The organism is Vibrio sp. RE88, from assembly GCF_013113835.1.
Lineage (GTDB): Bacteria > Pseudomonadota > Gammaproteobacteria > Enterobacterales > Vibrionaceae > Vibrio.
In genome coordinates this window covers 56,327-77,745 of record NZ_VTYQ01000012.1, presented here as the reverse complement: position 1 = coordinate 77,745, position 21,419 = coordinate 56,327, and the positions used below count along the sequence as shown (strand labels likewise).

At 46.2% G+C, this 21,419-nt stretch carries 19 protein-coding genes; 4 read left to right on the top strand and 15 right to left on the bottom strand.

Annotation, left to right across the window (positions count from 1 at the left end):
• Positions 1 to 3: 3 nt before the first annotated feature.
• The 5 genes from rlmH to leuS all read right to left on the bottom strand — a co-directional run bounded on the left by rlmH (position 4) and on the right by leuS (position 5,221).
• The gene (gene rlmH, locus F0265_RS21540) at positions 4 to 474 is read right to left on the bottom strand and encodes a 23S rRNA (pseudouridine(1915)-N(3))-methyltransferase RlmH (protein WP_171750314.1); all 471 of its coding nucleotides are present in this window, start codon (positions 472 to 474) and stop codon (positions 4 to 6) included.
• Between the two features lie 3 nt (positions 475 to 477).
• Positions 478 to 795: a ribosome silencing factor gene (gene rsfS, locus F0265_RS21535; protein WP_006957358.1), complete on the bottom strand. Its 318-nt coding sequence runs from the start codon at positions 793 to 795 to the stop codon at positions 478 to 480.
• Between the two features lie 51 nt (positions 796 to 846).
• Positions 847 to 1,869, bottom strand: coding sequence for a DNA polymerase III subunit delta (gene holA / locus F0265_RS21530; RefSeq protein ID WP_171750313.1), 1,023 nt, complete (start codon positions 1,867 to 1,869; stop codon positions 847 to 849).
• 6 nt (positions 1,870 to 1,875) lie between these two features.
• Positions 1,876 to 2,508 (bottom strand): LPS assembly lipoprotein LptE, encoded by a 633-nt coding sequence (lptE, locus tag F0265_RS21525; RefSeq protein WP_171750312.1) that lies wholly within the window; start codon positions 2,506 to 2,508, stop codon positions 1,876 to 1,878.
• A 139-nt stretch (positions 2,509 to 2,647) separates the two neighbouring features.
• Positions 2,648 to 5,221 carry a leucine--tRNA ligase gene (gene leuS, locus F0265_RS21520; protein WP_171750311.1) on the bottom strand — a complete coding sequence of 858 codons (2,574 nt, stop codon included), beginning with the start codon at positions 5,219 to 5,221 and terminating at the stop codon, positions 2,648 to 2,650.
• 138 nt (positions 5,222 to 5,359) lie between these two features.
• Here leuS and F0265_RS21515 point away from each other — a divergent pair, with 138 nt between their 5' ends.
• Positions 5,360 to 5,830, top strand: coding sequence for a zinc ribbon-containing protein (locus tag F0265_RS21515; protein WP_006957362.1), 471 nt, complete (start codon positions 5,360 to 5,362; stop codon positions 5,828 to 5,830).
• A gap of 65 nt (positions 5,831 to 5,895) precedes the next feature.
• Here F0265_RS21515 and lnt read toward each other — a convergent pair whose 3' ends face one another.
• The 5 genes from lnt to miaB form a co-directional block, all read right to left on the bottom strand.
• Positions 5,896 to 7,404, bottom strand: a complete 1,509-nt coding sequence (gene lnt / locus F0265_RS21510) for an apolipoprotein N-acyltransferase (RefSeq protein WP_171750310.1) — start codon at positions 7,402 to 7,404, stop codon at positions 5,896 to 5,898.
• Between the two features lie 38 nt (positions 7,405 to 7,442).
• Positions 7,443 to 8,342, bottom strand: a complete 900-nt coding sequence (corC, locus tag F0265_RS21505) for a CNNM family magnesium/cobalt transport protein CorC (RefSeq protein WP_171750309.1) — start codon at positions 8,340 to 8,342, stop codon at positions 7,443 to 7,445.
• Between the two features lie 100 nt (positions 8,343 to 8,442).
• Positions 8,443 to 8,913 carry an rRNA maturation RNase YbeY gene (gene ybeY, locus F0265_RS21500; RefSeq protein WP_171750308.1) on the bottom strand — a complete coding sequence of 157 codons (471 nt, stop codon included), beginning with the start codon at positions 8,911 to 8,913 and terminating at the stop codon, positions 8,443 to 8,445.
• Positions 8,910 to 10,007, bottom strand: coding sequence for a PhoH family protein (locus F0265_RS21495; protein ID WP_019277799.1), 1,098 nt, complete (start codon positions 10,005 to 10,007; stop codon positions 8,910 to 8,912). Before F0265_RS21495 ends, ybeY begins: the two co-directional genes overlap by 4 nt.
• A 108-nt stretch (positions 10,008 to 10,115) precedes the next feature.
• Positions 10,116 to 11,540: a tRNA (N6-isopentenyl adenosine(37)-C2)-methylthiotransferase MiaB gene (miaB, locus tag F0265_RS21490; RefSeq protein ID WP_006957367.1), complete on the bottom strand. Its 1,425-nt coding sequence runs from the start codon at positions 11,538 to 11,540 to the stop codon at positions 10,116 to 10,118.
• Between the two features lie 288 nt (positions 11,541 to 11,828).
• Between miaB and F0265_RS21485 the strand changes: the two genes are divergently transcribed.
• Complete coding sequence (locus F0265_RS21485) at positions 11,829 to 12,983, top strand: 2-octaprenyl-3-methyl-6-methoxy-1,4-benzoquinol hydroxylase (RefSeq protein WP_171750307.1); 1,155 nt, start codon at positions 11,829 to 11,831, stop codon at positions 12,981 to 12,983.
• 67 nt (positions 12,984 to 13,050) lie between these two features.
• Here the strand turns inward: F0265_RS21485 and crr are convergent, their stop codons facing one another.
• The 5 genes from crr to cysZ all read right to left on the bottom strand — a co-directional run bounded on the left by crr (position 13,051) and on the right by cysZ (position 17,989).
• Positions 13,051 to 13,560 carry a PTS glucose transporter subunit IIA gene (crr, locus tag F0265_RS21480; protein WP_006957369.1) on the bottom strand — a complete coding sequence of 170 codons (510 nt, stop codon included), beginning with the start codon at positions 13,558 to 13,560 and terminating at the stop codon, positions 13,051 to 13,053.
• A 105-nt stretch (positions 13,561 to 13,665) separates the two neighbouring features.
• Entirely contained in the window at positions 13,666 to 15,390 is a 1,725-nt protein-coding gene (gene ptsI / locus F0265_RS21475) for a phosphoenolpyruvate-protein phosphotransferase PtsI (protein WP_171750306.1), read from the bottom strand.
• Positions 15,391 to 15,527: 137 nt separating this feature from the next.
• Positions 15,528 to 15,785 carry an HPr family phosphocarrier protein gene (locus F0265_RS21470; RefSeq protein ID WP_006957371.1) on the bottom strand — a complete coding sequence of 86 codons (258 nt, stop codon included), beginning with the start codon at positions 15,783 to 15,785 and terminating at the stop codon, positions 15,528 to 15,530.
• 299 nt (positions 15,786 to 16,084) lie between these two features.
• A complete protein-coding gene (cysK, locus tag F0265_RS21465; protein ID WP_006957372.1) occupies positions 16,085 to 17,053 on the bottom strand; it encodes a cysteine synthase A in 969 nt (322 codons plus the stop codon).
• A 198-nt stretch (positions 17,054 to 17,251) separates the two neighbouring features.
• Positions 17,252 to 17,989, bottom strand: coding sequence for a sulfate transporter CysZ (gene cysZ, locus F0265_RS21460; RefSeq protein ID WP_171750305.1), 738 nt, complete (start codon positions 17,987 to 17,989; stop codon positions 17,252 to 17,254).
• Between the two features lie 208 nt (positions 17,990 to 18,197).
• Here cysZ and zipA point away from each other — a divergent pair, with 208 nt between their 5' ends.
• Entirely contained in the window at positions 18,198 to 19,118 is a 921-nt protein-coding gene (gene zipA / locus F0265_RS21455) for a cell division protein ZipA (protein ID WP_171750304.1), read from the top strand.
• A gap of 156 nt (positions 19,119 to 19,274) precedes the next feature.
• Positions 19,275 to 21,284, top strand: coding sequence for an NAD-dependent DNA ligase LigA (gene ligA, locus F0265_RS21450; protein ID WP_171750303.1), 2,010 nt, complete (start codon positions 19,275 to 19,277; stop codon positions 21,282 to 21,284).
• Positions 21,285 to 21,419 lie beyond the last annotated feature (135 nt).

The window sequence follows — 21,419 nt, the reverse complement described above, 5'->3', positions numbered from 1 at the left end:
CGCTTATTCTCGGTGATATGGATGATTAGCAGTGATACTCCAGGCTCGATAAAGGCTTTCTGCCATCACGATGCGAACCAGAGGGTGGGGCAAGGTGAGTGCAGACAGCGACCAACTTTGATCGGCCGCCGCTTTACAAGCTGGAGCTAACCCTTCCGGGCCGCCAATAAGAATGGAGACATCGCGGCCATCTAACTTCCAACTGTCTAGTTGCTGCGCCAGCTGAGAGGTATCCCACTTTTTGCCGGGAATATCTAGGGTAACAATTCGATTGCCTTTTGGCACCGCAGCCAGCATGGCTTCGCCTTCTTTTTGCAGAATCCTTGCAATATCGGCATTTTTTCCCCGTTTTCCGGCTGGAATTTCAACAAGTTCCAGTGGCATATCGTGAGGAAACCGGCGCTTATATTCTTGAAAGCCTTCTTCAACCCATTTAGGCATTTTAGTGCCAACGGCGATCAATTGCAGTTTCATCGCTTAGCCCCAGAGTTTTTCCAGTTGATATAGCTCGCGTTGTTCTTCCTGCATAACATGAACAATGGTCGTGCCCATATCAAGGACGACCCACTCACCTTCACTTTCACCGTCGATGCCTAGTGGTTCAAGTCCAGCCATTTTTGATTCTTTTGCTACGTGTTCAGCAATAGAGGCAACGTGGCGTTTTGAAGTGCCTGTGCAGATAATCATGTAGTCTGTGATGCTGGATTTGCCTTGAACATCAAGTGTTTTAATGTCCTGTGCTTTCATGTCGTCGGCTTTATCTACTAGAAAATCATTCAGTTCTTCAAGTTGCAAAGTCAGGTCCTCGTTTGTTTATTCGGTTTAAAATCAAAGCGGCGCAGTATATCACGCTTTTTGAAGCTTCACTTGTGGCAAGCACATCTCAGTACTTAACTGATGCAATAGTGGCCAACTTGAAATCTCATATTGAGTTTTAGAGATAACTTCGGCTTTAGCAATTAACTGGATTAGCTGAGTGATCTTTGTCTGTGAAAGACGGTTTAACGCCGCAGAGTACAGCGGTCGCTTTGATTGCCATATCCGGTAGCGTTCAAACACTTGTCCTATGGCTTGCGATTGCATTTGTTGCTGCATTGAGAGTAGCTGAGTCAACTCTTTTTGAATGGTTCGAAGCAAGATCACCGCTTCAACACCTTCCGCTTCTAGCTGTCTCAATACCCGTTGAGCACGGTTAGCTTTACCTGCTAGCAGAGCGTCTGACCAGTGAAATGCCGTAAAATGATTATGTCGGCTTAGTGACTCTTCGAGTCTGATGAGGTTTAATTGCCCGTCAGGGTACAAAAGCGCGAGTTTTTCTAGGCTTTGTGTCAGTGCAAACAAGTTGCCTTCATGCCACTGAGCCAACATCTGAATCGCTTCTGCATCCGGATTCAATTTCAATGCTCTGCAGCGTGACTGGACAAACTGGGGCAGGCGGCTGAGGTCTGGCGTAAGGCAACTTACCCAGCAGCCACGGGAAGACAAGGCTTTAAACCATTTAGCATTTTCTTGTGCTTTGGTGAGCTTAGTGCCAATCACGACTAATATGATGTCGCTGTGTAACACCTCTGAAATGCCTACTAGCTCTTTTGCAATTGCCGCGTTTACTCCTGATTCTGGGAGTTCTAACTCAATCAATTGGCGCGATGAAAACAGGCTTAATGCTTGGCAACTGTCATACACTAAGTTCCAATCAAAGCTATTGTCTACTGCGAAACGGTGCCGTTCTTCAAAGCCCTGAGTGTAAGCGGCTTTTTGAATGGACTGACGAGATTCTTGTAGTAGTAATGGCTCATTGCCAAAAATTAGATAAGTGGGGTGGAGCTGCTTATTGAGCTGCTCCACCAGTCGATCTGCGAAGATTCGCATAGGATTCTATTGAGCCGCCGAGTTACTGTCAGATGCTCCTTGAGGCTCATCTGACGAATAGGTCTTGATTCGGTACTGCTCTTCGTCTGTTTTTAGTTGGATGTCTTGCTCTTCCATATCGAGTTCGTTAGCTTCGATATCGGCCTTTAAACGTGCCATTTGACGAATGATCTGAGTGGCAGCCAGCTTACGCATTTCATCTTCGATCATATCGCGTTCCACTGACTTCGCCAGTGCCGTTAGCGGGTTATCTAAGTAGCTGCGAGTAACACTGGTAGAGAACGTTTTGATACCAATATCCGGGATTGAAACGCTGTAGCTCGCGTAAAACGTCAACTCAATCTCTGCTGCACGCGTATTCTGATAAAGCGATAGGGTACGCTCACCAACACCTTCACTGAGTAAGTGAAGGTTCGGGACACTGTCAGAAGGCGGAACCACCTCAATCTCACTCATACGTAGTTGGGCTTTCATCATTCGGGTAAATGTACTGTACTGGTCGTAACTGGTAAGAGACAGTGTGTCGAGCTCTTCTGGTATAGAGTAATCACCACGAAGATGGAAGCCACAGGCAGACAGCAAACTCGCAGCAAGAACAACACTGGTTAGCTTAAAAGTAGAGATTGAAAATAGGCGCATTAGTTGATGTTTCTCGATTATTTGAATACTTATCTCAGGCTACTCATCGAATAGGCTGAGATAAGTAAAGCAGGGCCAATATACCCTGCTTAAGACTTTAGTTTGACGAATTAGTTCGCAACACTTTCTTTGCAAACGCTTAGTTTGCAACGATATTCAGTAGCTTACCTGGCACGTAAATCACTTTACGCACAGTCTTGCCGTCGGTGAACTTAGTTACGTTCTCATCGTTTAGGCCTAGCGCTTCGATATCTTCTTTAGAGATATCCGCAGGTACTGTCAGCTTCGCACGTAGCTTGCCGTTTACTTGAACGATGATTAGCTTCTCGTCTTCAACCAGAGCTTTCTCATCGTGTGTTGGCCATGCTGCATTGTCGATGTCAGTTTCACCAAGACCAACCCACATTTCGCTAGAGATATGCGGAGTGATTGGGTAAAGCATTGCGACAACGGCTTTTAGCGCTTCATCAAGGATTGCACGGTCTTGTGCAGACTCTTGAGGTGCTTTCGCTAGCTTGTTCATTAGTTCCATGATCGCTGCGATTGCCGTGTTGAACGTTTGACGACGAGCAACATCATCCGTCACTTTCGCGATAGTCTTGTGAACGTCACGACGAAGTGCTTTTTGGTCGCTAGATAGTGCCGAGGTATCCACTGCTTCTGCCGCGCCTTTCGAAGCGTGCTCGTTTACTAGTTTCCAAACACGTTTCAGGAAGCGGTTAGCACCTTCAACGCCAGACTCTTGCCACTCAAGTGTCATGTCTGCTGGTGAAGCAAACATCATAAATAGACGTACTGTGTCAGCACCGTACTTGTCTACCATCTCTTGCGGGTCGATACCGTTGTTCTTCGACTTAGACATCTTGATCATGCCTGAGTGTTCAACGTCACGGCCAGTGTTGTCTTTCGCTGAAGTGATGCGGCCTTTACCGTCACGCTCAACAGTCACGTCAGTAGGTGCAACCCACTCTGTACCGCCTTTCTCGTTCTCGTAAGAGAATGCATCAGCCAGTACCATGCCTTGACATAGTAGGCGCTTGAATGGTTCATCAGAGGTTACGTAACCCGCATCACGTAGCAATTTGTGGAAGAAGCGAGAGTACAGTAGGTGCATACAAGCGTGCTCGATACCACCGATGTACTGGTCTACTGGTAGCCAGTAGTTTGCTTTTTCTGGATCTAGGATGTCGTCAGCTTGTGGTGAGCAGTAACGTGCGTAGTACCAAGAAGACTCCATGAAGGTATCGAACGTGTCAGTTTCACGTAGAGCTGGTTCGCCGTTAAATGTCGTCTTCGCCCACTCTTTATCCGATTTGATTGGGCTGGTTACGCCGTCCATTACCACGTCTTCTGGAAGGACTACTGGCAGTTGGTCAGCGGGTACTGGGTGAACTTCACCATCTTCAGTGGTTACCATTGGGATTGGCGCACCCCAGTAACGTTGACGAGATACGCCCCAGTCACGCAGACGGAAGTTAACGGTTTTAGTACCTTTGCCTTCAGTTTCAAGCTTGGCTGCGATTGCATCGAATGCCGCTTGGAATTCAAGACCGTCGAACTCACCAGAATCGAACAGTACGCCTTTCTCAGTGTATGCTTCTTCAGATATGTTCAGTTCGCTGCCGTCAGCAGGCTTGATCACAGGGATGATGTCTAGGCCGTACTTAGTTGCAAACTCGTAGTCACGTTGGTCGTGAGCAGGTACTGCCATTACTGCGCCTGTACCGTAGTCCATCAGTACGAAGTTAGCTACGTAAACAGGAACCTCACGGCCGTTCAATGGGTGAATAGCAGTAAGGCCAGTCGCCATACCTTTCTTCTCCATTGTCGCCATTTCAGCTTCTGCTACTTTGTTGTTCTTACATTCTTCAACGAAGGCCGCTAGCTCAGGGTTTGTCTTAGCTGCTTCTGCTGCTAGAGGGTGACCTGCTGCGATTCCAACATAAGTCACACCCATTAGCGTGTCTGGGCGAGTTGTGTAAACTTCTAGGTCTGCTTGACCTTTCACTTCAAACTTAAGTTCTACACCCTCAGAGCGACCGATCCAGTTGCGCTGCATGGTCTTAACCATTTCTGGCCAGCCTTCTAGCTTGTCTAGGTCATCGATCAGTTCTTGAGCGTATTCAGTAATTTTGATGAACCATTGAGGAATTTCTTTCTGCTCAACGATTGCGCCTGAACGCCAGCCGCGGCCGTCAACAACCTGTTCGTTCGCAAGAACTGTTTGGTCAACTGGATCCCAGTTAACTGTAGACATCTTCTTGTAAACTAGTCCTTTTTCGTAAAGCTTAGTGAAGAATTCTTGCTCCCAACGGTAGTACTCTGGCGTACAAGTTGCGAATTCACGGTTCCAGTCGTAGCCCAAACCAAGCATTTTTAGCTGGTTCTTCATGTACTCAATGTTTTCGTAAGTCCATGGTGCAGGTGCCGTGTTATTCTTAACCGCTGCGTTTTCTGCTGGTAGACCAAATGCATCCCAACCAATTGGTTGCATTACATTTTTACCTTGCAGACGTTGAAAACGAGATACCACATCACCGATGGTGTAGTTACGCACGTGACCCATGTGCAGTCGACCACTTGGGTAAGGGAACATAGAGAGACAGTAGAATTTTTCTTTATTTGGGTCTTCACTTACAATAAAGGTCTTGTTGTCATCCCAGTGCTTTTGAACTTTCTGTTCAATATCTTGCGGGTTGTATTGCTCTTGCATCGATGATATCCGGTTATCTTGGAAATTGTGAGTTCAGTTAGAACAGACATAAATAGATCGTCATAGAATACCTAAAGGAGAGGAGCACAACAATAGCCTACGGGCGCAATTCTCCCGAGTCGCTAGAAGGAGGTCACTATGCCAAAACGTAAAGCAGGTTATGAGGAGATGTTTGAGGATGTTGTGGAAGCGCTCAAACATAGCCCAGATGAAGTCAACCACGTTTTTGAAACCTCAGAAAAGGTCGTTGAGGCGGCCAATGATTTGACTAAAGATGAACTGGCTTTGGTGTCAGCGTATGTGAAGTCAGATTTGAAAGAGTTTGCCGATAGCTACGAGGAATCGAAGGGGGGGCCTTTTTATCTTATGGTGGCAGATTCAATCTGGCAGGGGCTATTGGATATCACAGACCGGACAAAGGTCGAATGGGTTGAATTGTTTGCTGACTTAGAACACCAAGGGTTGTATCAAGCCGGTGAAGTGATTGGGTTAGGTATTTTAGTGTGTGACGAATGTGGTCATAAAACGCAATACAACCATCCAACCGTGATCATTCCATGCACAAAATGTGGTGGGAAGGGCTTTAGCCGCCAGCTTCTGAAACCCTAAGGAAGTGTTCCTACTACTGACAAAAAGGGTGACGTTTGCACGTCACCCCCGTGATTAGTCTACTCTTACTTCCTCAAGCGCCAACCGGTAATCAAACTCAGTAGTACCCAGATGTAGAGTGGCCAAGTACCGAACTCTCGATAGGGAGTCTTCCCTTGGGTGGAGGTGATCTCTGCGCGCAATACCTCTGTTTCAAATTGAGGGATCTGCGCGGTGATGTTGCCCTTGTAATCGGTCACCGCGGTGACGCCATTATTAGTCGAGCGAATGACGGGTTTACCCAACTCAAGTGCTCGCATTCGAGCAATTTCCATATGTTGTAGTGGGCCGATTGATTTACCAAACCAAGCATCGTTAGACAGAGTAAGGATGAAGTCGGTGTCATCTGTGACATTTTCACGTACTTGCTCGTTGAAAATAATTTCATAACACAGTGCTGGTGCCATCTGCTTACCGTTAGCCTCAATATTAGGCTGTATAAAGTCGCCACGACTAAACGAGGACATAGGCAGATTAAAAAATGGCGCTAATGGTCTTAGAATATCCTCAAAAGGCACAAACTCGCCGAAAGGCAATAGGTGATGCTTGTGGTAGCGCTCGCTCATATCAAAGCTGTAATCACCATAAGGTGTTTTGCCGACAGTAAGAATACTGTTGTAAAACTGACGGTCTTCTCCTTGATTAACCACACCTGTTATGACGGCACTATTGTTCATTTTAGCTGCAGAGTCTAGGTTACTCAGATAGGAAGAGATTTCAAACTCAAACGCTGGGATGGCGGCTTCTGGCCATATGATGATGTCAGCATCCCAGTTTTCGCGCGTCAGATCAGTGTATTGCATGATGGTTGGCCAGCGCTCTTGTGGTAACCATTTCTTTGCCTGATCGACGTTACCCTGAATTAGGGCTATTTTGGTGGTGCTATCTGGGTCTACTGTTACCCAATTGGCGGACTTAAGCCCATAACCGGTAGAAAAAATAACGGCAGGGATGAGAAGGTGAAGCCACTGTCGCTGGCTAAATGCATAGATGATACTGCCAGCACTGATTATCAGCAGCAGAGTCAGTAGTTCAACGCCACCAATCGGGGCAAAATTCGCTAGGGGGCTGTCTATTTGGCTGTAACCAAGCCATAGCCATGGGAACCCTGTCATGACCCAACCGCGCAGCCAGTCACAAATCAGCCAAATCGCTGGAGCGGCAAGCAGAAAACGCGTGCGGTTGCCGTGTGGAAAGTAACGATTAAGGCTCCAAGCAAACAGCGCAGAATAAATTGCAAGATAACCCACCAGTAGCGCCATGAGAAAAACGCTGGCGATTTTCGGCATACCACCAAAATTGTCAATGCTGATGTGTACCCAACTGATCCCAGTTGCAAATTGACCAATTCCCCACGCGTAGCCAATCCATAAAGCACGCTTTGCACTTTGTTGATGAATTAAGGCCAACAATAGCAGTGGGCTAAGGATCGCCAAAGGCCAGAGCTGAAACGGAGCAAATGCGAAGGTAGTGAGGGCGCCAACAAAAACGGCCGCAAGCGGCCGTTTTAGGCGATGAAAAAGTGTTTTTATCATCGTTATACTTCTGAGTATCCCAGTTCGGGAAATTAGCGTTACTCTTCGGCTGGTTCCGGAAGAGGCTCTTCGTCGGGGATGGTTACTTGAAGCTGTAACACGCGACGATTGTCCGCAGAGGTAACCTTAAAGCTATAATTCTCCAGTTCAACCACTTCACCGCGTGAAGGAAGATGACCGAAAGCTGTCATTACCATGCCACCAACTGTGTCGACTTCTTCATCACTGAATGCGGTGTTGAAGGTGTCATTGAATTCTTCAATTGTCGTTAGGGCTTTTACTGCATAGGTGTGTTTGCTGAGTTTACGAATATCCAGTTCTTCTTCATCGTCGAATTCATCTTCGATTTCTCCAACGATTTCTTCGAGAATATCCTCGATTGTCACAAGACCAGAAACTCCACCGAACTCATCTACGACAATGGACATGTGATAACGTTCCTCACGGAACTCTTTTAATAAGCGATCTACTCGCTTACTTTCAGGAACAACGACCGCTGGGCGGATCACCTGTTCGATATCAAATGGCGCACTGCCTGAGCCTAAATATTTAAGTAAGTCCTTCGCTAACAGGATGCCTTCAACATGGTCTTTATCTTCACTGATGACTGGGTAGCGAGAGTGCTGAGCGTCAGTGATAAGGTTAACCAATGCGTCTAAATCGTCGCTACGGTCAACGGTAACCATTTGTGAACGTGGGATCATAATATCGCGCACGCGCATTTCTGCGATTTCCATAACGCCTTCAAGCATGTCTCGGGTGTCATGGTCAATCAGGTCATTTTCTTCTGAGTCGCGGAATACTTCCACAAGCTCCTGGCGATCTTTAGGTTCGCCTTGAAATAGTTGACCTAGGCGTCCGAAGAAGGACTTTCTACTCGGACCTTCAGATTTTTCTTTTTTACCTTCTAGAGAAGAGGGCGAATTGTCTTCGTTCATTGTTTCTCAATTAAGTAACGCTATCAGAAGTGTGATAGCTCACGTTGAGGGCATGAGAGAGGTAAATAATGAACTCTCAAACCCTCACATGCGAGTGACCCTAAGGTGACTCTTTTTCAGCTATGTATGGGTCTTCAAACCCCATACCCAGCATGATTTCTGTTTCGAGGGACTCCATCTCTTCGGCTTCGTCATCCTCGATATGATCATAACCTAGCAGATGCAGGCTACCATGTACAACCATATGCGCCCAGTGTGCCATCAATGGCTTAGATTGCTGATCGGCTTCTTGCTCAACCACCTGTTTACAAATGATCAGATCACCCAGCAAATTCATTTCAATACCCGGAGGTGCTTCGAAAGGAAAAGACAACACATTGGTTGGTTTGTCCTTGCCGCGATAGTCATGGTTAAGCTGGTGGCTTTCTTGCTCATCGACGATACGAACAGTAACTTCGGCTTGAGGCTGAAACTTTGCTACAGCAGAACTTAACCAGAGATGAACATCTTCAAAGCTTGGTAAGCCTTTTTCATCTTCGACTGCTAATTGAAGATCTAGTTCGATGCTCATGACGGTTTCGTCTCCGGAGTCACAGTAGGTTGAGTCGCTGGCGCTTCCTGAAGTTTTGCTTCGCGCTCTTCACGACGGCGCTTCTCGTACTCTTTACGCTCTTTTTGATCTTGCGCTTCCCACTTCTCATAGGCATTGACGATACGTGCAACCACTGGGTGTCGAACGACGTCGTCAGACTGGAAGAAGTTAAAGCTGATTTCATCCACTTCATTAAGCACTTCAATCGCATGGCGAAGGCCTGATTTTGCGCCGCGCGGTAAATCAATCTGAGTAACGTCACCAGTGATGACTGCGCGGGAGTTAAAACCGATACGAGTCAGGAACATCTTCATCTGCTCTACAGTGGTGTTCTGACTTTCATCGAGAATGATAAAAGCGTCATTCAGTGTACGACCACGCATATAAGCTAGCGGTGCTACTTCAATGACGTTACGCTCAATCAGTTTTTCGACTTTTTCAAAGCCAAGCATCTCGAAAAGCGCGTCGTAGAGTGGACGTAGATACGGGTCGACTTTTTGGCTTAGGTCACCTGGGAGAAAGCCCAGCTTTTCGCCCGCTTCAACAGCAGGACGTGTTAGTAGAATACGACGAATCTCTTGACGCTCTAGAGCATCTACGGCTGCAGCAACGGCAAGGTACGTCTTACCTGTACCGGCTGGGCCAATACCGAAAGAGATGTCATGCGTGACCATATTGACCAGATACTGAGCTTGATTCGGTGTACGTGGTTTAATCACGCCCTTCTTGGTCTTGATGAAGACTTCTTTACCGTGCTCAAGATTGGACTCAGTGTCTTGTTCAAGTACGCCGGTCTCTTTGATCGCCAGATGAATCTCTTCTGGTTCAATATCTGGAATATTGCCGCGAACAGGCGCAGTATTGACGTAAAGGGTTTTGATGATTTCCAGCGCAGCCGCTGAGGTATGAGGTTTACCAACGATGGTAAAGAAGTTGCCTCGGTAGCTGATTTCGACACCTAAACGGCGTTCTAAGTGTTTGATGTTGTCATCGAAAGGACCGCACAGACTCGCTAGGCGGCGGTTGTCAGAAGGTTCTAGATCAATCTCTAGAGTCACAATTTTATTGCTCAAAGTTGCCTCTCATTATTGGCCATTTCCCAGAAGCCCGATTTAGACCGGGCTTCCAATGGCTTTATATACCTATATCTAAGATGGTCACTCAGACAGGTATTTTCAAGCTTAAGGCGTAAAGGTTGCTACACCTAGCTCATCTTCGCGTTTTGTTTTTGCCATCATCTGAGTTGGCGAAATCACGGTACGCAGATCCATGTCTTTTTCTGTACGTACAATTTCACCACGTAATGAGTTCGCGAAAACGTCAGTAATTTTTACATCGACAAATTGCCCGATGAGCTCAGCATTACCTTCGAAGTTCACAACACGGTTGTTCTCAGTACGTGCGCGAAGCTCCATTAGATTCTTTTTCGAAGGACCTTCAACCAAAACGCGTTGTTCTGTACCCAGCATTAGACGAGAGAAACGCATCGCTTGCGCATTCACTGTTTGCTGAAGTTCGTACAGGCGCTCTTTCTTGGTCTGCTCTGACAGATCACATGGGTAATCGGCAGCTGGTGTACCTGGGCGCGGAGAGAAGATAAAGCTGAAGCTCATGTCGAAATCGACATCTTTGATCAGCTTCATTGTTGCTTGGTGGTCCATATCGGATTCACCCGGGAAACCGACGATAAAGTCAGAGCTGATTTGGATATCAGGACGCGCTTTACGCAGTTTACGGATAATCGACTTGTATTCGATACCAGTGTGTGGGCGCTTCATCATCGTTAGGATGCGGTCACTGCCACTTTGCACTGGTAGGTGCAGGAAGCTCACCAGCTCAGGCGTGTCTTCGTAAACGGCAATAATGTCATCGGTGAACTCAAGTGGGTGACTGGTGGTGAAACGAATACGGTCGATACCATCAATCGAAGCGACAAGGCGAAGTAGCTCAGCAAAGCTACAGATATCACCTTCGTGTGTTGGACCACGGTATGCGTTCACGTTCTGGCCGAGAAGGTTTACTTCACGAACACCTTGCTCTGCTAGCTGCGCAATTTCGAACAGAACGTCATCCATCGGGCGGCTGACTTCTTCACCACGCGTGTACGGAACAACACAGTAGGTACAGTACTTCGAACAACCTTCCATGATGGAAACAAACGCGGTTGCGCCTTCTGCACGAGGTTCTGGTAGACGGTCGAATTTCTCGATCTCAGGGAAAGAGATATCCATGACAGGCGCTTCATTACTTTGTGATTGCTTGATCATTTCAGGCAGACGGTGCAATGTTTGAGGGCCAAAGATAACGTCAACGAACGGCGCACGCTCGCGAATGTGGTCACCTTCCTGAGTGGCTACACAGCCTCCCACGCCAATGACAACGCCTTCTTTTTTGTCTTTGAGGGTTTTCCAACGACCTAGCTGGTGGAATACCTTTTCTTGTGCTTTTTCGCGGATAGAACAGGTATTCAGTAGTAGTACGTCTGCTTCTTCTGGTTCTTCTGTCAGCTCATAGCCGTTAGCAGCATTCAGTAGATCGGCCATTTTAGACGAATCGTATTCGTTCATCTGGCAGCCCCAGGTTTTAATTAGCAGTTTTTTACTCATGTTGTTCGCTCGATCGTTAGTTTAAATTAAGGGAGCAAATCGCCCAGTGTGGAACAGTGCCAACGCTGCATATCTCATGTGGTTGACTATATTTTAGCCGCCCTCTCGGCGGTAAGCGGCGTATTGTACTGCTTTAAAAACCTACTGACTAGTGCTGTCACACATTCAGTTAAATCCTATGTAATGCAAGGGATTTGCCCTTATCTGTGTTGAGGTTTTTAGTTACATTTTAGTAATGAAAAAGTACAATGAAAATCAGCCAGATAATCAACAAATAAAGTACAAATTATGACCAGATATGATGTTGCCGTTATCGGTGGCGGTATGGTTGGTGCGGCGATTGCGATCGGTTTCGCCAAGCAAGGCAGAACCGTTGTTGTCGTAGAAGGTGCGGCTCCTCAGCCGTTTTCAGCAGAGCAGCCGATGGATATTCGAGTTTCGGCGATCTCAGAGCATTCTGTCTCGATATTGGAAGATCTGGGTGCATGGCAGGCAACATCAAAGATGCGAGTTTGTCCTTATCGCAGGCTTGAAACTTGGGAACATCCAGAATGCAGAACCCGTTTTCATGCTGATGCGCTAAATATGGATAGACTTGGCTACATTGTCGAAAACCGCCTGATTCAGTTGGGGCTGTGGGGGGAATTTGAACGTTATTCTAATATCACACTTTGCTGCCCAGACCGATTAGAGCATATTGAGTTTGGTCAACCTTGCTCTGTAAGCTTAAGTTCCGGTCAGTCCTTTCAGGCTGACCTAGTTGTGGGGGCTGATGGAGCAAATTCTCAGGTTAGAGCTCTGGCTGGGATTGGCGTGACGGCATGGGATTATCGCCAACATTGCATGTTGATCAATGTGGAGACTGAACTTCCACAGCAAGACATTACTTGGCAGCAATTTACACCATCAGGACCGCGTTCGTTTCTTCCGTTATGTGGTAATCAGGGAGCATTGGTCTGGTACGATTCTCCTCAGCGAATCAAACAGCTGTGCTCTATGACCAATGAGCAGCTAAGGCAAGAAGTTCTGAGTCATTTCCCTGCCGAATTAGGCGATATTAAAGTGCTTCAAGCTGGCTCATTTCCTCTAACCCGACGACACGCGCAGTCCTATTCAGCGCTTGGTTGTGTGCTTGCCGGCGATTCGGCGCATACTATAAACCCGCTGGCAGGGCAGGGGGTGAATATTGGCTTTAAAGATGTGGAAGCGCTACTTGAAGTGACGGATGGAAAAACGCATTTTTCGCAGGAAGCGCTCAAGCTCTACGAACGCAAACGCCGCCCTGATAACCTTCTTATGCAATCGGGAATGGATTTTTTCTACAAGAGTTTTAGTAACGATCTGGCTCCACTGAAATTTGTCCGCAACGCGGCATTGAAAGTGGCTGAGAATGCTGGTCCGTTAAAAAGTCAGGTGTTGAAATATGCGTTGGGGCTAAAATAACCCAAGAGAGAGGCAATAAAAAACGCAGCTGAGTCGCTGCGTTTTTTGGTATTTGGCTAAGTAAAAATTACTTAGTTACGCGTAGGACTGGTGTTTCACCCACAGATACTGAACCAGATAGTTTGTTCAGTTCTTTGATTTCGTCCATGTTAGAGATAACGACAGGCGTTAGAGTTGATTTTGCTTTCTCTTCTAGAAGCGCTAGATCGAACTCGATAATAGTGTCGCCAGCTTTAACTGTTTGACCTTCTTCTGCAATACGCTTGAAGCCTTCGCCTTTTAGTTCAACAGTGTCGATACCGAAGTGAACGAATAGCTCTACACCGTCGTCAGACTCAATTGAGAATGCGTGGTTAGTTTCAAAGATCTTACCGATTGTACCGTTTACAGGAGCTACCATTTTGCTGCCAGCAGGTTTGATAGCAATACCGTCACCAACGATTTTCTCAGCGAAAACGACATCTGGCACATCTTCGATGTTTACGATTTCACCAGACAGAGGCGCGATGATTTCAATTGCACCTGCGTCAGCACTGTCGTCAGATACTAGCTTCTTAAGTTTGTCAAACAGACCCATTGTGTCATGCTCCTAACGTTTTATTTAATTCTGTCGAATTATAGTATACCAATCTCACAAGATAGACGACTATTTTTAGCCGTCTATCTTAATGGTATCAGTCAATTATTGAGTTTTCTCTGCGATGAATTTTTCTACAACGGCTTCAATTTCTGCCGCTGTTGGTAGAGAAAGTGCTTCTTCCGCCATTGCTTTTACTTCTGCAAAGTTCGAGTTACGAATCACTTTCTTCACTTTAGGAATAGAGATGCCGCTCATAGAGAACTCATCCAGACCCATACCTAGAAGTAGAAGTGTTGCACGCTCATCGCCAGCAAGCTCACCACACATACCAGTCCACTTACCTTCAGCGTGAGAAGCATCAATCACTTGTTTGATTACGGTCAGTACAGCTGGAGACAGTGGGTTGTATAGGTGTGAGATCATCTCGTTACCACGGTCTACTGCTAGCGTGTACTGAGTAAGATCGTTAGTACCGATAGAGAAGAATGCGACTTCTTTCGCTAGGTGGTGCGCGATAGCAGCGGCTGCTGGAGTCTCCACCATTACACCGATTTCGATGTTTTCGTCGAATGCTAGACCTTCCGCACGAAGTTCTGCTTTGTACTCTTCGATCGCTTTCTTCAGTTCACGGATTTCTTCTACAGAGATGATCATTGGGAACATAATACGCAGTTTTCCGTGTGCAGAAGCACGTAGGATGCCGCGTAGCTGGTCACGTAGGATTTCACGACGATCCAAGCTGATACGAACTGCGCGCCAGCCTAGGAATGGGTTCATCTCTTGTGGTAGATCCATGTATGGAAGATCTTTATCACCACCGATATCCATAGTGCGGATAATTACCGACTCACCGTTCATTGCCTCTGCAACGTCTTTGTACGCTTGGTACTGCTCTTCCTCAGTAGGAAGTGCATCACGGTCCATGAATAGGAATTCAGTACGGTACAGACCAACACCTTCACCGCCATTACGGATGATGCCATCACAGTCTTTAACTGTACCAATGTTACCGCACACTTCTACACGGTGACCGTCAGTGGTCTCTGCGTGGAGATCTTTTAGCTTGGCTAGCTCTTCTTTTTCAGCAAGGAATGCAGCTTTCACCGCTTTTGCTTCTTCTAGTTCAGCGTCTGATGGGTTGATAACGATTTTGTTGTTCATCGCATCAAGAATTAGCATGTCGCCGTTCTTAACTTGCTTAGTGATGTCGTTAGTACCAACGATAGCCGGAAGCTCAAGCGAGCGTGCCATGATTGAAGTATGAGAAGTACGACCGCCGATGTCACAAGCAAAACCAAGAACATAGTCTAGGTTGATTTGCGCTGTTTCTGATGGTGTGAGGTCGTAAGCGACCAGAATTACTTCTTCGTTGATATCGCTAAGTGAAACGATATTGATGCCAAGAGCATTTTTAACAAAACGTGTACCGATATCACGGATATCCGTTGCACGTTCCTTTAGATATTCGTCGTCTAGAGATTCAAGCGCGGTCGCTTGTTCTTCGATAACCGTGTGAATCGCGTTATCGGCGTGCATCTTGTCGTTTTTGATCAGTGCTAGGATTTCTTCTTCTAGCTCTTCATCTTCAAGAAGCATGATGTGACCTTCAAAGATCGCTTCTTTCTCTTCACCGAATGTTTCAAGGGCTTTCTGCTTGATCGTTTCAAGCTGAGCTGCTGATTTGTTACGTGCGTCAAAAAAGCGAGCTACTTCTGCGTCTACTTGAGCATCAGTAATTGAGTGAGTGTTTAGGACAATTTCATCTTCTTGAAGGAGTAGTGCTTTACCAATAGCAATACCTGGAGATGCTAGGATGCCTGAAATCATAGCCTTACCTTAAATTGGTCAACTTTAAACGGGAGAAAATATGGGTGCGCTAACGATAATGTGTAGCTTATATCTTGGCCTATTTCCAACAAAGCCATTTTGCTTTCACAAAATGGCTTTGAAAATAGGAGACCGGATTAGTGTAGTTGATCCATTAGAGCAACTAGGTGGTCAACAGCTTGTTGAGCTTGAGGGCCCTCAGCTGAGATAGTAACTTGTGTACCTTTTACTAGGCCAAGAGTTTGAAGTTTGAACAGGCTTTTCGCGCTAGCGCTTTTACCGTTAGAAGTCACAGTGATGTCTGCGTCAAAGCCTTTTGCTTCTTTAACAAACTGTGCAGCTGGACGAGTGTGAAGACCGTTTTCTGCAGTGATTTCTACTTGCTTCTCGTACATGTTATATACCCCAATTGATTTATATTTTGATAGTTTCTAAATCAGATTCAGCTTAACCCTGAACGTCACCTTGTGCCAAATACACAATATTCATTTAGTGTCATAGTTGATACTGATTGCAAATTTTCCAGTCATGATTCCAATCTGTGCTGGATCTCATCACTGGGAGAAATTCTTATTTAGCTTTTATTTTGAAGCTAAAAATAAAACTGCCCTGATATTACCAAAGGTGAGGCAGGGATCAACAAAAAAGCCCCATAAAGGGGCTTTTTTAGACGAAAAATTGATTTGGCTACGAATTACTGTTGGTTCTCTTTCTCTGTAAAGATGCCCGCAAACAGTGCTGTACTCAAGTAGCGCTCACCTGAGCTAGGAAGTACGGTTACGATAGTTTTTCCTTCAAATTCAGGTAGTTCTGCCAATCGGTTTGCGGCAACAACGGCTGCGCCAGAAGAGATACCAGCCAGAATGCCTTCCTCTTCCATTAGTCGGCGTGCCATTTCGATAGCTTCTTCAGAAGTGACTGACTCTACACGGTCCAAAAGCTCTAAATCTAGGTTACCAGGGATGAAACCAGCGCCGATACCTTGAATTTTGTGTGGTGCAGGTTGGATTTCTTCGCCTGCAAGTGCCTGTGCAATGACCGGTGATTCTGCTGGCTCAACAGCTACAGAAACAATGTTCTTACCTTTCTCGCCTTTAATGTATCGGCTTGTACCTGTGATAGTACCGCCTGTACCTACACCTGCAACGAATACGTCAACTTCGCCATCAGTCGCTTCCCAGATCTCAGGACCTGTGGTTTTTTCGTGAATCTGAGGGTTTGCAGGGTTGTTGAATTGCTGAAGAAGTAGATATTTGTCTGGGTTAGCCGCAACAATTTCTTCTGCTTTAGCGATCGCGCCCTTCATGCCTTTTGCTGCTTCTGTCAGCTCAAGGTTGGCACCTAGCGCTTTCAGCAGTTTACGACGTTCAAGACTCATAGACTCAGGCATCGTCAATGTGAGTTTGTAGCCACGAGCCGCTGCAACGAAAGCAAGAGCAATACCTGTGTTACCACTGGTTGGTTCAACAAGCTCTACGCCTGGCTTCAACGTACCAGCTTTTTCTGCTTCCCAAATCATGTTGGCACCGATACGGCACTTCACACTGAAGCTAGGGTTACGAGCTTCAATTTTCGCCAGTACTTTACCTTTACTGACTTTGTTCAGGCGTACCAATGGCGTGTTACCGATGGTAAGAGAGTTATCTTCGTAGATTTTGCTCATGTCGTGATCCTTCATCTGTTAAAAGCTTATCGGTCTTTAGAAAGCTGAGAGCGACAAGCTGGTAATCTGTGTGCTCATTATAGAGTGCGTGGATAGAAGAGTAGGCTAGCTAAAAATTCTAGAGAAGGATTAAAAAGTTATAACTTATTAGAATGGGATGAAGTGCATGTTATTCACCTAACATGCACTATTTGTTGATCAACGCTTGAACTCTGCGACCCAAATTGCTGTCGCACCACAGACTGCAACGGGCATCACGATAAGGTTTAAGATCGGGATGGTGGTAAAGATAGCCACCAAAGCCCCAAAGCTGTATGCCTTACCTTGTTTTTGTTTCAAACTGTTACGCATTTCGTTAAAAGGCACTTTGTGATTGTCAAATGGGTAATCGCAGTACTGGACGGCCAGCATCCAAGCCGTAAACCCAAACCATAGAATTGGTCCAAGCGTCTGACCCAAAGCGGGAATCAGAAGCAAAATGAACAGGCCGATGGCTTTTGGCAAAACATAAAGTAGCTTTTTCCATTCGCGAGCAAGAATACGCGGAGTATCTTTGACTACGGCTAACATCCCATCGTCGTTGACGGTTTTGCCTGTCAGGTGTTCTTCGACTTTTTCGGCCAATAAACCGTTAAATGGTGCGGCAACGAAATTAGCCAGCGTACTAAAGAAGTAGGAGAAGGTGGCAAGTATGGTGAGTACCAGCAAAGGCCACAATATGTAACTCAACCAAGAAAGAAATCCGGGTAGTTGCCCCATTAACTGATCTATCCAAATATCTAAGTTAGAAAACAGATAAAACAGCGCACCACCCACAAGCAAGACATTTGCTAATAAAGGAAGCAGAACAAATTGACGGATACCGGGCTTGACTGCGAGTTCAAGTCCGTAGAAGAAGTAACCAAAACCGGATCGTTGTTGTATGTTTGAATTCATAAGCCCTGACTGTTGGTGGTGTAAAATCGAACGCTTTTTATCTTAACAAGAAAAAAGCGTGTTCAAAATCACAACATTGCGTGAACTTCTCACATTAAGTTGTTCTAAAACAGGGGAGAGTTTTGGTAGAGTTACTTATAGAAAGGTTTAACCAAATTCGATAAGTTGGTTTACGGGCTAGGTATATCGAGTAATTTGAGAGCGAAAAATGCAGGAATTGCGATTTGTACTCATAATTGTCGGAGCTTTAGCAATAGCAGCGCTATTGTTCCACGGTTTATGGACAAGCAAAAAAGAAGGAAAGGCCAAATTTGGCAGTAAGCCTCTTCGTAAATTGGATGCCGATAAAGAGGATGATCCTGAGGCGATGCCAGAGCGCGCATTTGCACCCGAAGACGATTTTGAAATCATTCGTAAAGAGCGCAAAGAACCCGATTTCGCTGAAGAGAAACTCACAGCCGATCCACTGATCGATGGTTATGTTGAGCCAGACGTTGCTCTTGAGCCTCAATCTCAGCCTGAGTTGCCTTCTGATAAAGTTGAGAAAAAGGTGATCGAAGAGCCTGATCTAGACGTGCCATCAATTTCTACCAAAGCGTTGGATGATATTGAAGCGAGTGTGGAGCCAGTGGTAGCCTCGGATGACGCTGAGCCTTTGCCAGAAGTCAACGAACCTGTAGAACCTGAAGTTGCCGCCGCTGAGCCGGAAATGCAAGTGATTGTGCTTAACGTTCATTGCGCGGGAAGCGAGCCGTTTGTTGGAACTAAGTTGTTTGATAGCATGCAGCAAAATGGCCTGCTTTACGGCGAAATGGACATCTTCCATCGTCACTCAGACCTCTCCGGGACAGGCAAGGTGTTGTTTAGCGTTGCCAATATGATGCAACCCGGTACGCTTGAGCATACAGATCCAGCGGAGTTCACAACTAAAGGTATCTCATTCTTCATGACGTTACCTTGCTACGGTGATCCAGAGCAGAACTTTAAGTTGATGCTAAAAACAGCTCAGCAGATTGCCGATGATTTAGGCGCGAATGTGCTCGATGATGCCCGCAACTTAATGACACCAAACCGTCTGGATGCATACCGAGCGCAGATTCAGAGTTTCAAAACGGCAGAAACTGCTTAAGTTATCCATAATTCAATCAAGGCTCCGAATCCGGAGCCTTTCTTTTTTGAACATGGCACAGTTGCGAACCAGACAAAGCCTGTTCATACTCCTGCAAATTATATCCCGACATCGATATGATATCGGTCGTTAAAATGATTAAGTACAGAGTTAGTTATGTCACAAGAGATTCAAGAAAGACTCAATCAATTACGCGAGACGCTCCATTACCACGGAGTTAAGTACTATGTGGAAGACAATCCTGAAGTTCCTGATGCGGAATATGATCGCCTGATGCGTGAGTTATTGGAGCTTGAGGCTGAACATCCAGATTTGGTGACTATCGACTCTCCTAGTCAGCGAGTCGGCGGGCAACCGCTTGACGGATTTCAGTCAGTGGCGCACGAAATTCCGATGCTGTCTCTGGACAACGCTTTCGATGATGAAGAGCTAGAAAGTTTTCACAAGCGCATGTCTGATCGTATTCCAACGGCAGAATTCAATGTCTTTTGTTGTGAGCCTAAGCTAGATGGCTTAGCCGTCAGCTTATTGTATGAAAATGGTATCTTAGTTCAGGCTGCAACTCGCGGTGACGGAACTACGGGTGAGAACATTACTGAGAATGTTCGTACTATCAAATCGATCCCTCTGAAGTTGAGTGGTCAAGGTTGGCCGCAACGTATCGAGGTACGTGGTGAGGTCTTCATGCCAAAAGAAGGCTTCGACAAATTGAACCAGCAAGCCCAGAAAAAGGGCGAGAAAGTCTTTGTGAATCCACGTAATGCAGCAGCAGGCAGTCTGCGCCAACTGGATTCCCGTATTACCGCCACACGCCCTCTTAGCTTCTACGCATACAGCGTTGGTGTTGTGGAAGGCACAGCATTGTCTGAAAGCCACTATGAGCGCTTTCTGCAACTTAAAGGCTGGGGGCTGCCAATGTGCCCTGAAACCCGTCGAGTTGCTAATTTGACCGAAGTAAAAGCTTACTATCAGGACATTCTAGAGCGTCGAGAAGCCTTACCTTATGAAATCGATGGGATTGTGATTAAAGTCGACGATATTGCATTGCAAGAACAGTTAGGCTTCGTCGCTAGAGCGCCACGTTGGGCGATTGCTTACAAGTTTCCTGCGCAAGAAGAGATCACCTTGCTGAATGATGTTGAGTTCCAAGTTGGACGTACTGGAGCGATTACACCTGTTGCCAAACTGGAACCCGTGTTTGTTGGCGGTGTGACGGTCAGTAACGCAACATTGCACAATGCGGATGAGATTGAACGCCTTGGCGTGAAAGTTGGCGATAGCGTCATCATTCGTCGTGCAGGAGACGTGATTCCACAAATTGTTTCTGTGATTGAAGAGCGTCGACCAGATAATGCTCGCGACATCGTATTCCCTGAACAGTGCCCTGTGTGTAGCTCAGAAGTGGAGCGTGTTGAAGGTGAAGCGGTTGCTCGTTGCTCTGGCGGCTTAGTGTGTCAGGCGCAACGCAAGGAAGCCCTTAAACACTTTGTGTCGCGCAAAGCTCTTGATGTTGACGGACTTGGAGAGAAGGTGATTGAACAGCTCGTGGACCGTGAGATGGTTGAAACACCAGCAGACTTATTCAAGTTATCGGCGGGGGTGATAACCGTCCTAGATCGTATGGGTCCGAAATCGGCGCAGAATGTTGTTGATGCGTTAAACAAAGCTAAGTTGACAACGCTACCTCGATTCCTCTATTCCCTTGGCATTCGAGAAGTCGGCGAAGCCACAGCAGCGAATCTCGCTCAGCACTTTAAAAATTTGGATGCAGTAAAAGCTGCTAATCACGAGCAGCTTATTGAGGTCTCTGATATTGGTGACATCGTTGCCAGCCATGTTATTGCTTTCTTTGCACAGGATAAAAACCAGCAAGTCATCCAAGATCTTCTCGACCAAGGGATAGAATGGCCTGAGATTGAAGAGCAGAGTGAAGACACTCCTCAGCCTTTAGCTGGAAAAACGGTGGTTCTTACTGGTTCTTTGTCACAGTTATCTAGAAATGATGCAAAAGCTGCACTGCAGGCGCTAGGTGCGAAAGTGACGGGGAGTGTGAGTAAGAAAACAGACATTTTATTTGCTGGCGAAAATGCAGGCTCTAAACTGGCCAAAGCACAAGAACTAGGCATAGAAATTAAAACAGAGCAGGACTTAGTCGATCTCATCTAAATCTAATTACAATGGTAAAAAGCCACCCATATGGGTGGTTTTTTTTTGTGGCAAAAATACTGATGTTTTTAACGGTTGTAGAGGCCAAAATTAATGCAGTGATCAAGATCTTATAACTGAGAAAGTTCCCTTTTC

What these genes read in the sequence shown, in the direction of transcription:
- rlmH (WP_171750314.1), bottom strand. Translation starts at nt 474, where the DNA reads ATGAAACTGCAATTGATCGCCGTTGGCACTAAAATGCCTAAATGGGTT.
- holA (WP_171750313.1), bottom strand. Translation starts at nt 1,869, where the DNA reads ATGCGAATCTTCGCAGATCGACTGGTGGAGCAGCTCAATAAGCAGCTC.
- lptE (WP_171750312.1), bottom strand. Translation starts at nt 2,508, where the DNA reads ATGCGCCTATTTTCAATCTCTACTTTTAAGCTAACCAGTGTTGTTCTT.
- leuS (WP_171750311.1), bottom strand. Translation starts at nt 5,221, where the DNA reads ATGCAAGAGCAATACAACCCGCAAGATATTGAACAGAAAGTTCAAAAG.
- F0265_RS21515 (WP_006957362.1), top strand. Translation starts at nt 5,360, where the DNA reads ATGCCAAAACGTAAAGCAGGTTATGAGGAGATGTTTGAGGATGTTGTG.
- lnt (WP_171750310.1), bottom strand. Translation starts at nt 7,404, where the DNA reads ATGATAAAAACACTTTTTCATCGCCTAAAACGGCCGCTTGCGGCCGTT.
- corC (WP_171750309.1), bottom strand. Translation starts at nt 8,342, where the DNA reads ATGAACGAAGACAATTCGCCCTCTTCTCTAGAAGGTAAAAAAGAAAAA.
- ybeY (WP_171750308.1), bottom strand. Translation starts at nt 8,913, where the DNA reads ATGAGCATCGAACTAGATCTTCAATTAGCAGTCGAAGATGAAAAAGGC.
- miaB (WP_006957367.1), bottom strand. Translation starts at nt 11,540, where the DNA reads ATGAGTAAAAAACTGCTAATTAAAACCTGGGGCTGCCAGATGAACGAA.
- F0265_RS21485 (WP_171750307.1), top strand. Translation starts at nt 11,829, where the DNA reads ATGACCAGATATGATGTTGCCGTTATCGGTGGCGGTATGGTTGGTGCG.
- crr (WP_006957369.1), bottom strand. Translation starts at nt 13,560, where the DNA reads ATGGGTCTGTTTGACAAACTTAAGAAGCTAGTATCTGACGACAGTGCT.
- ptsI (WP_171750306.1), bottom strand. Translation starts at nt 15,390, where the DNA reads ATGATTTCAGGCATCCTAGCATCTCCAGGTATTGCTATTGGTAAAGCA.
- F0265_RS21470 (WP_006957371.1), bottom strand. Translation starts at nt 15,785, where the DNA reads ATGTACGAGAAGCAAGTAGAAATCACTGCAGAAAACGGTCTTCACACT.
- cysK (WP_006957372.1), bottom strand. Translation starts at nt 17,053, where the DNA reads ATGAGCAAAATCTACGAAGATAACTCTCTTACCATCGGTAACACGCCA.
- cysZ (WP_171750305.1), bottom strand. Translation starts at nt 17,989, where the DNA reads ATGAATTCAAACATACAACAACGATCCGGTTTTGGTTACTTCTTCTAC.
- zipA (WP_171750304.1), top strand. Translation starts at nt 18,198, where the DNA reads ATGCAGGAATTGCGATTTGTACTCATAATTGTCGGAGCTTTAGCAATA.
- ligA (WP_171750303.1), top strand. Translation starts at nt 19,275, where the DNA reads ATGTCACAAGAGATTCAAGAAAGACTCAATCAATTACGCGAGACGCTC.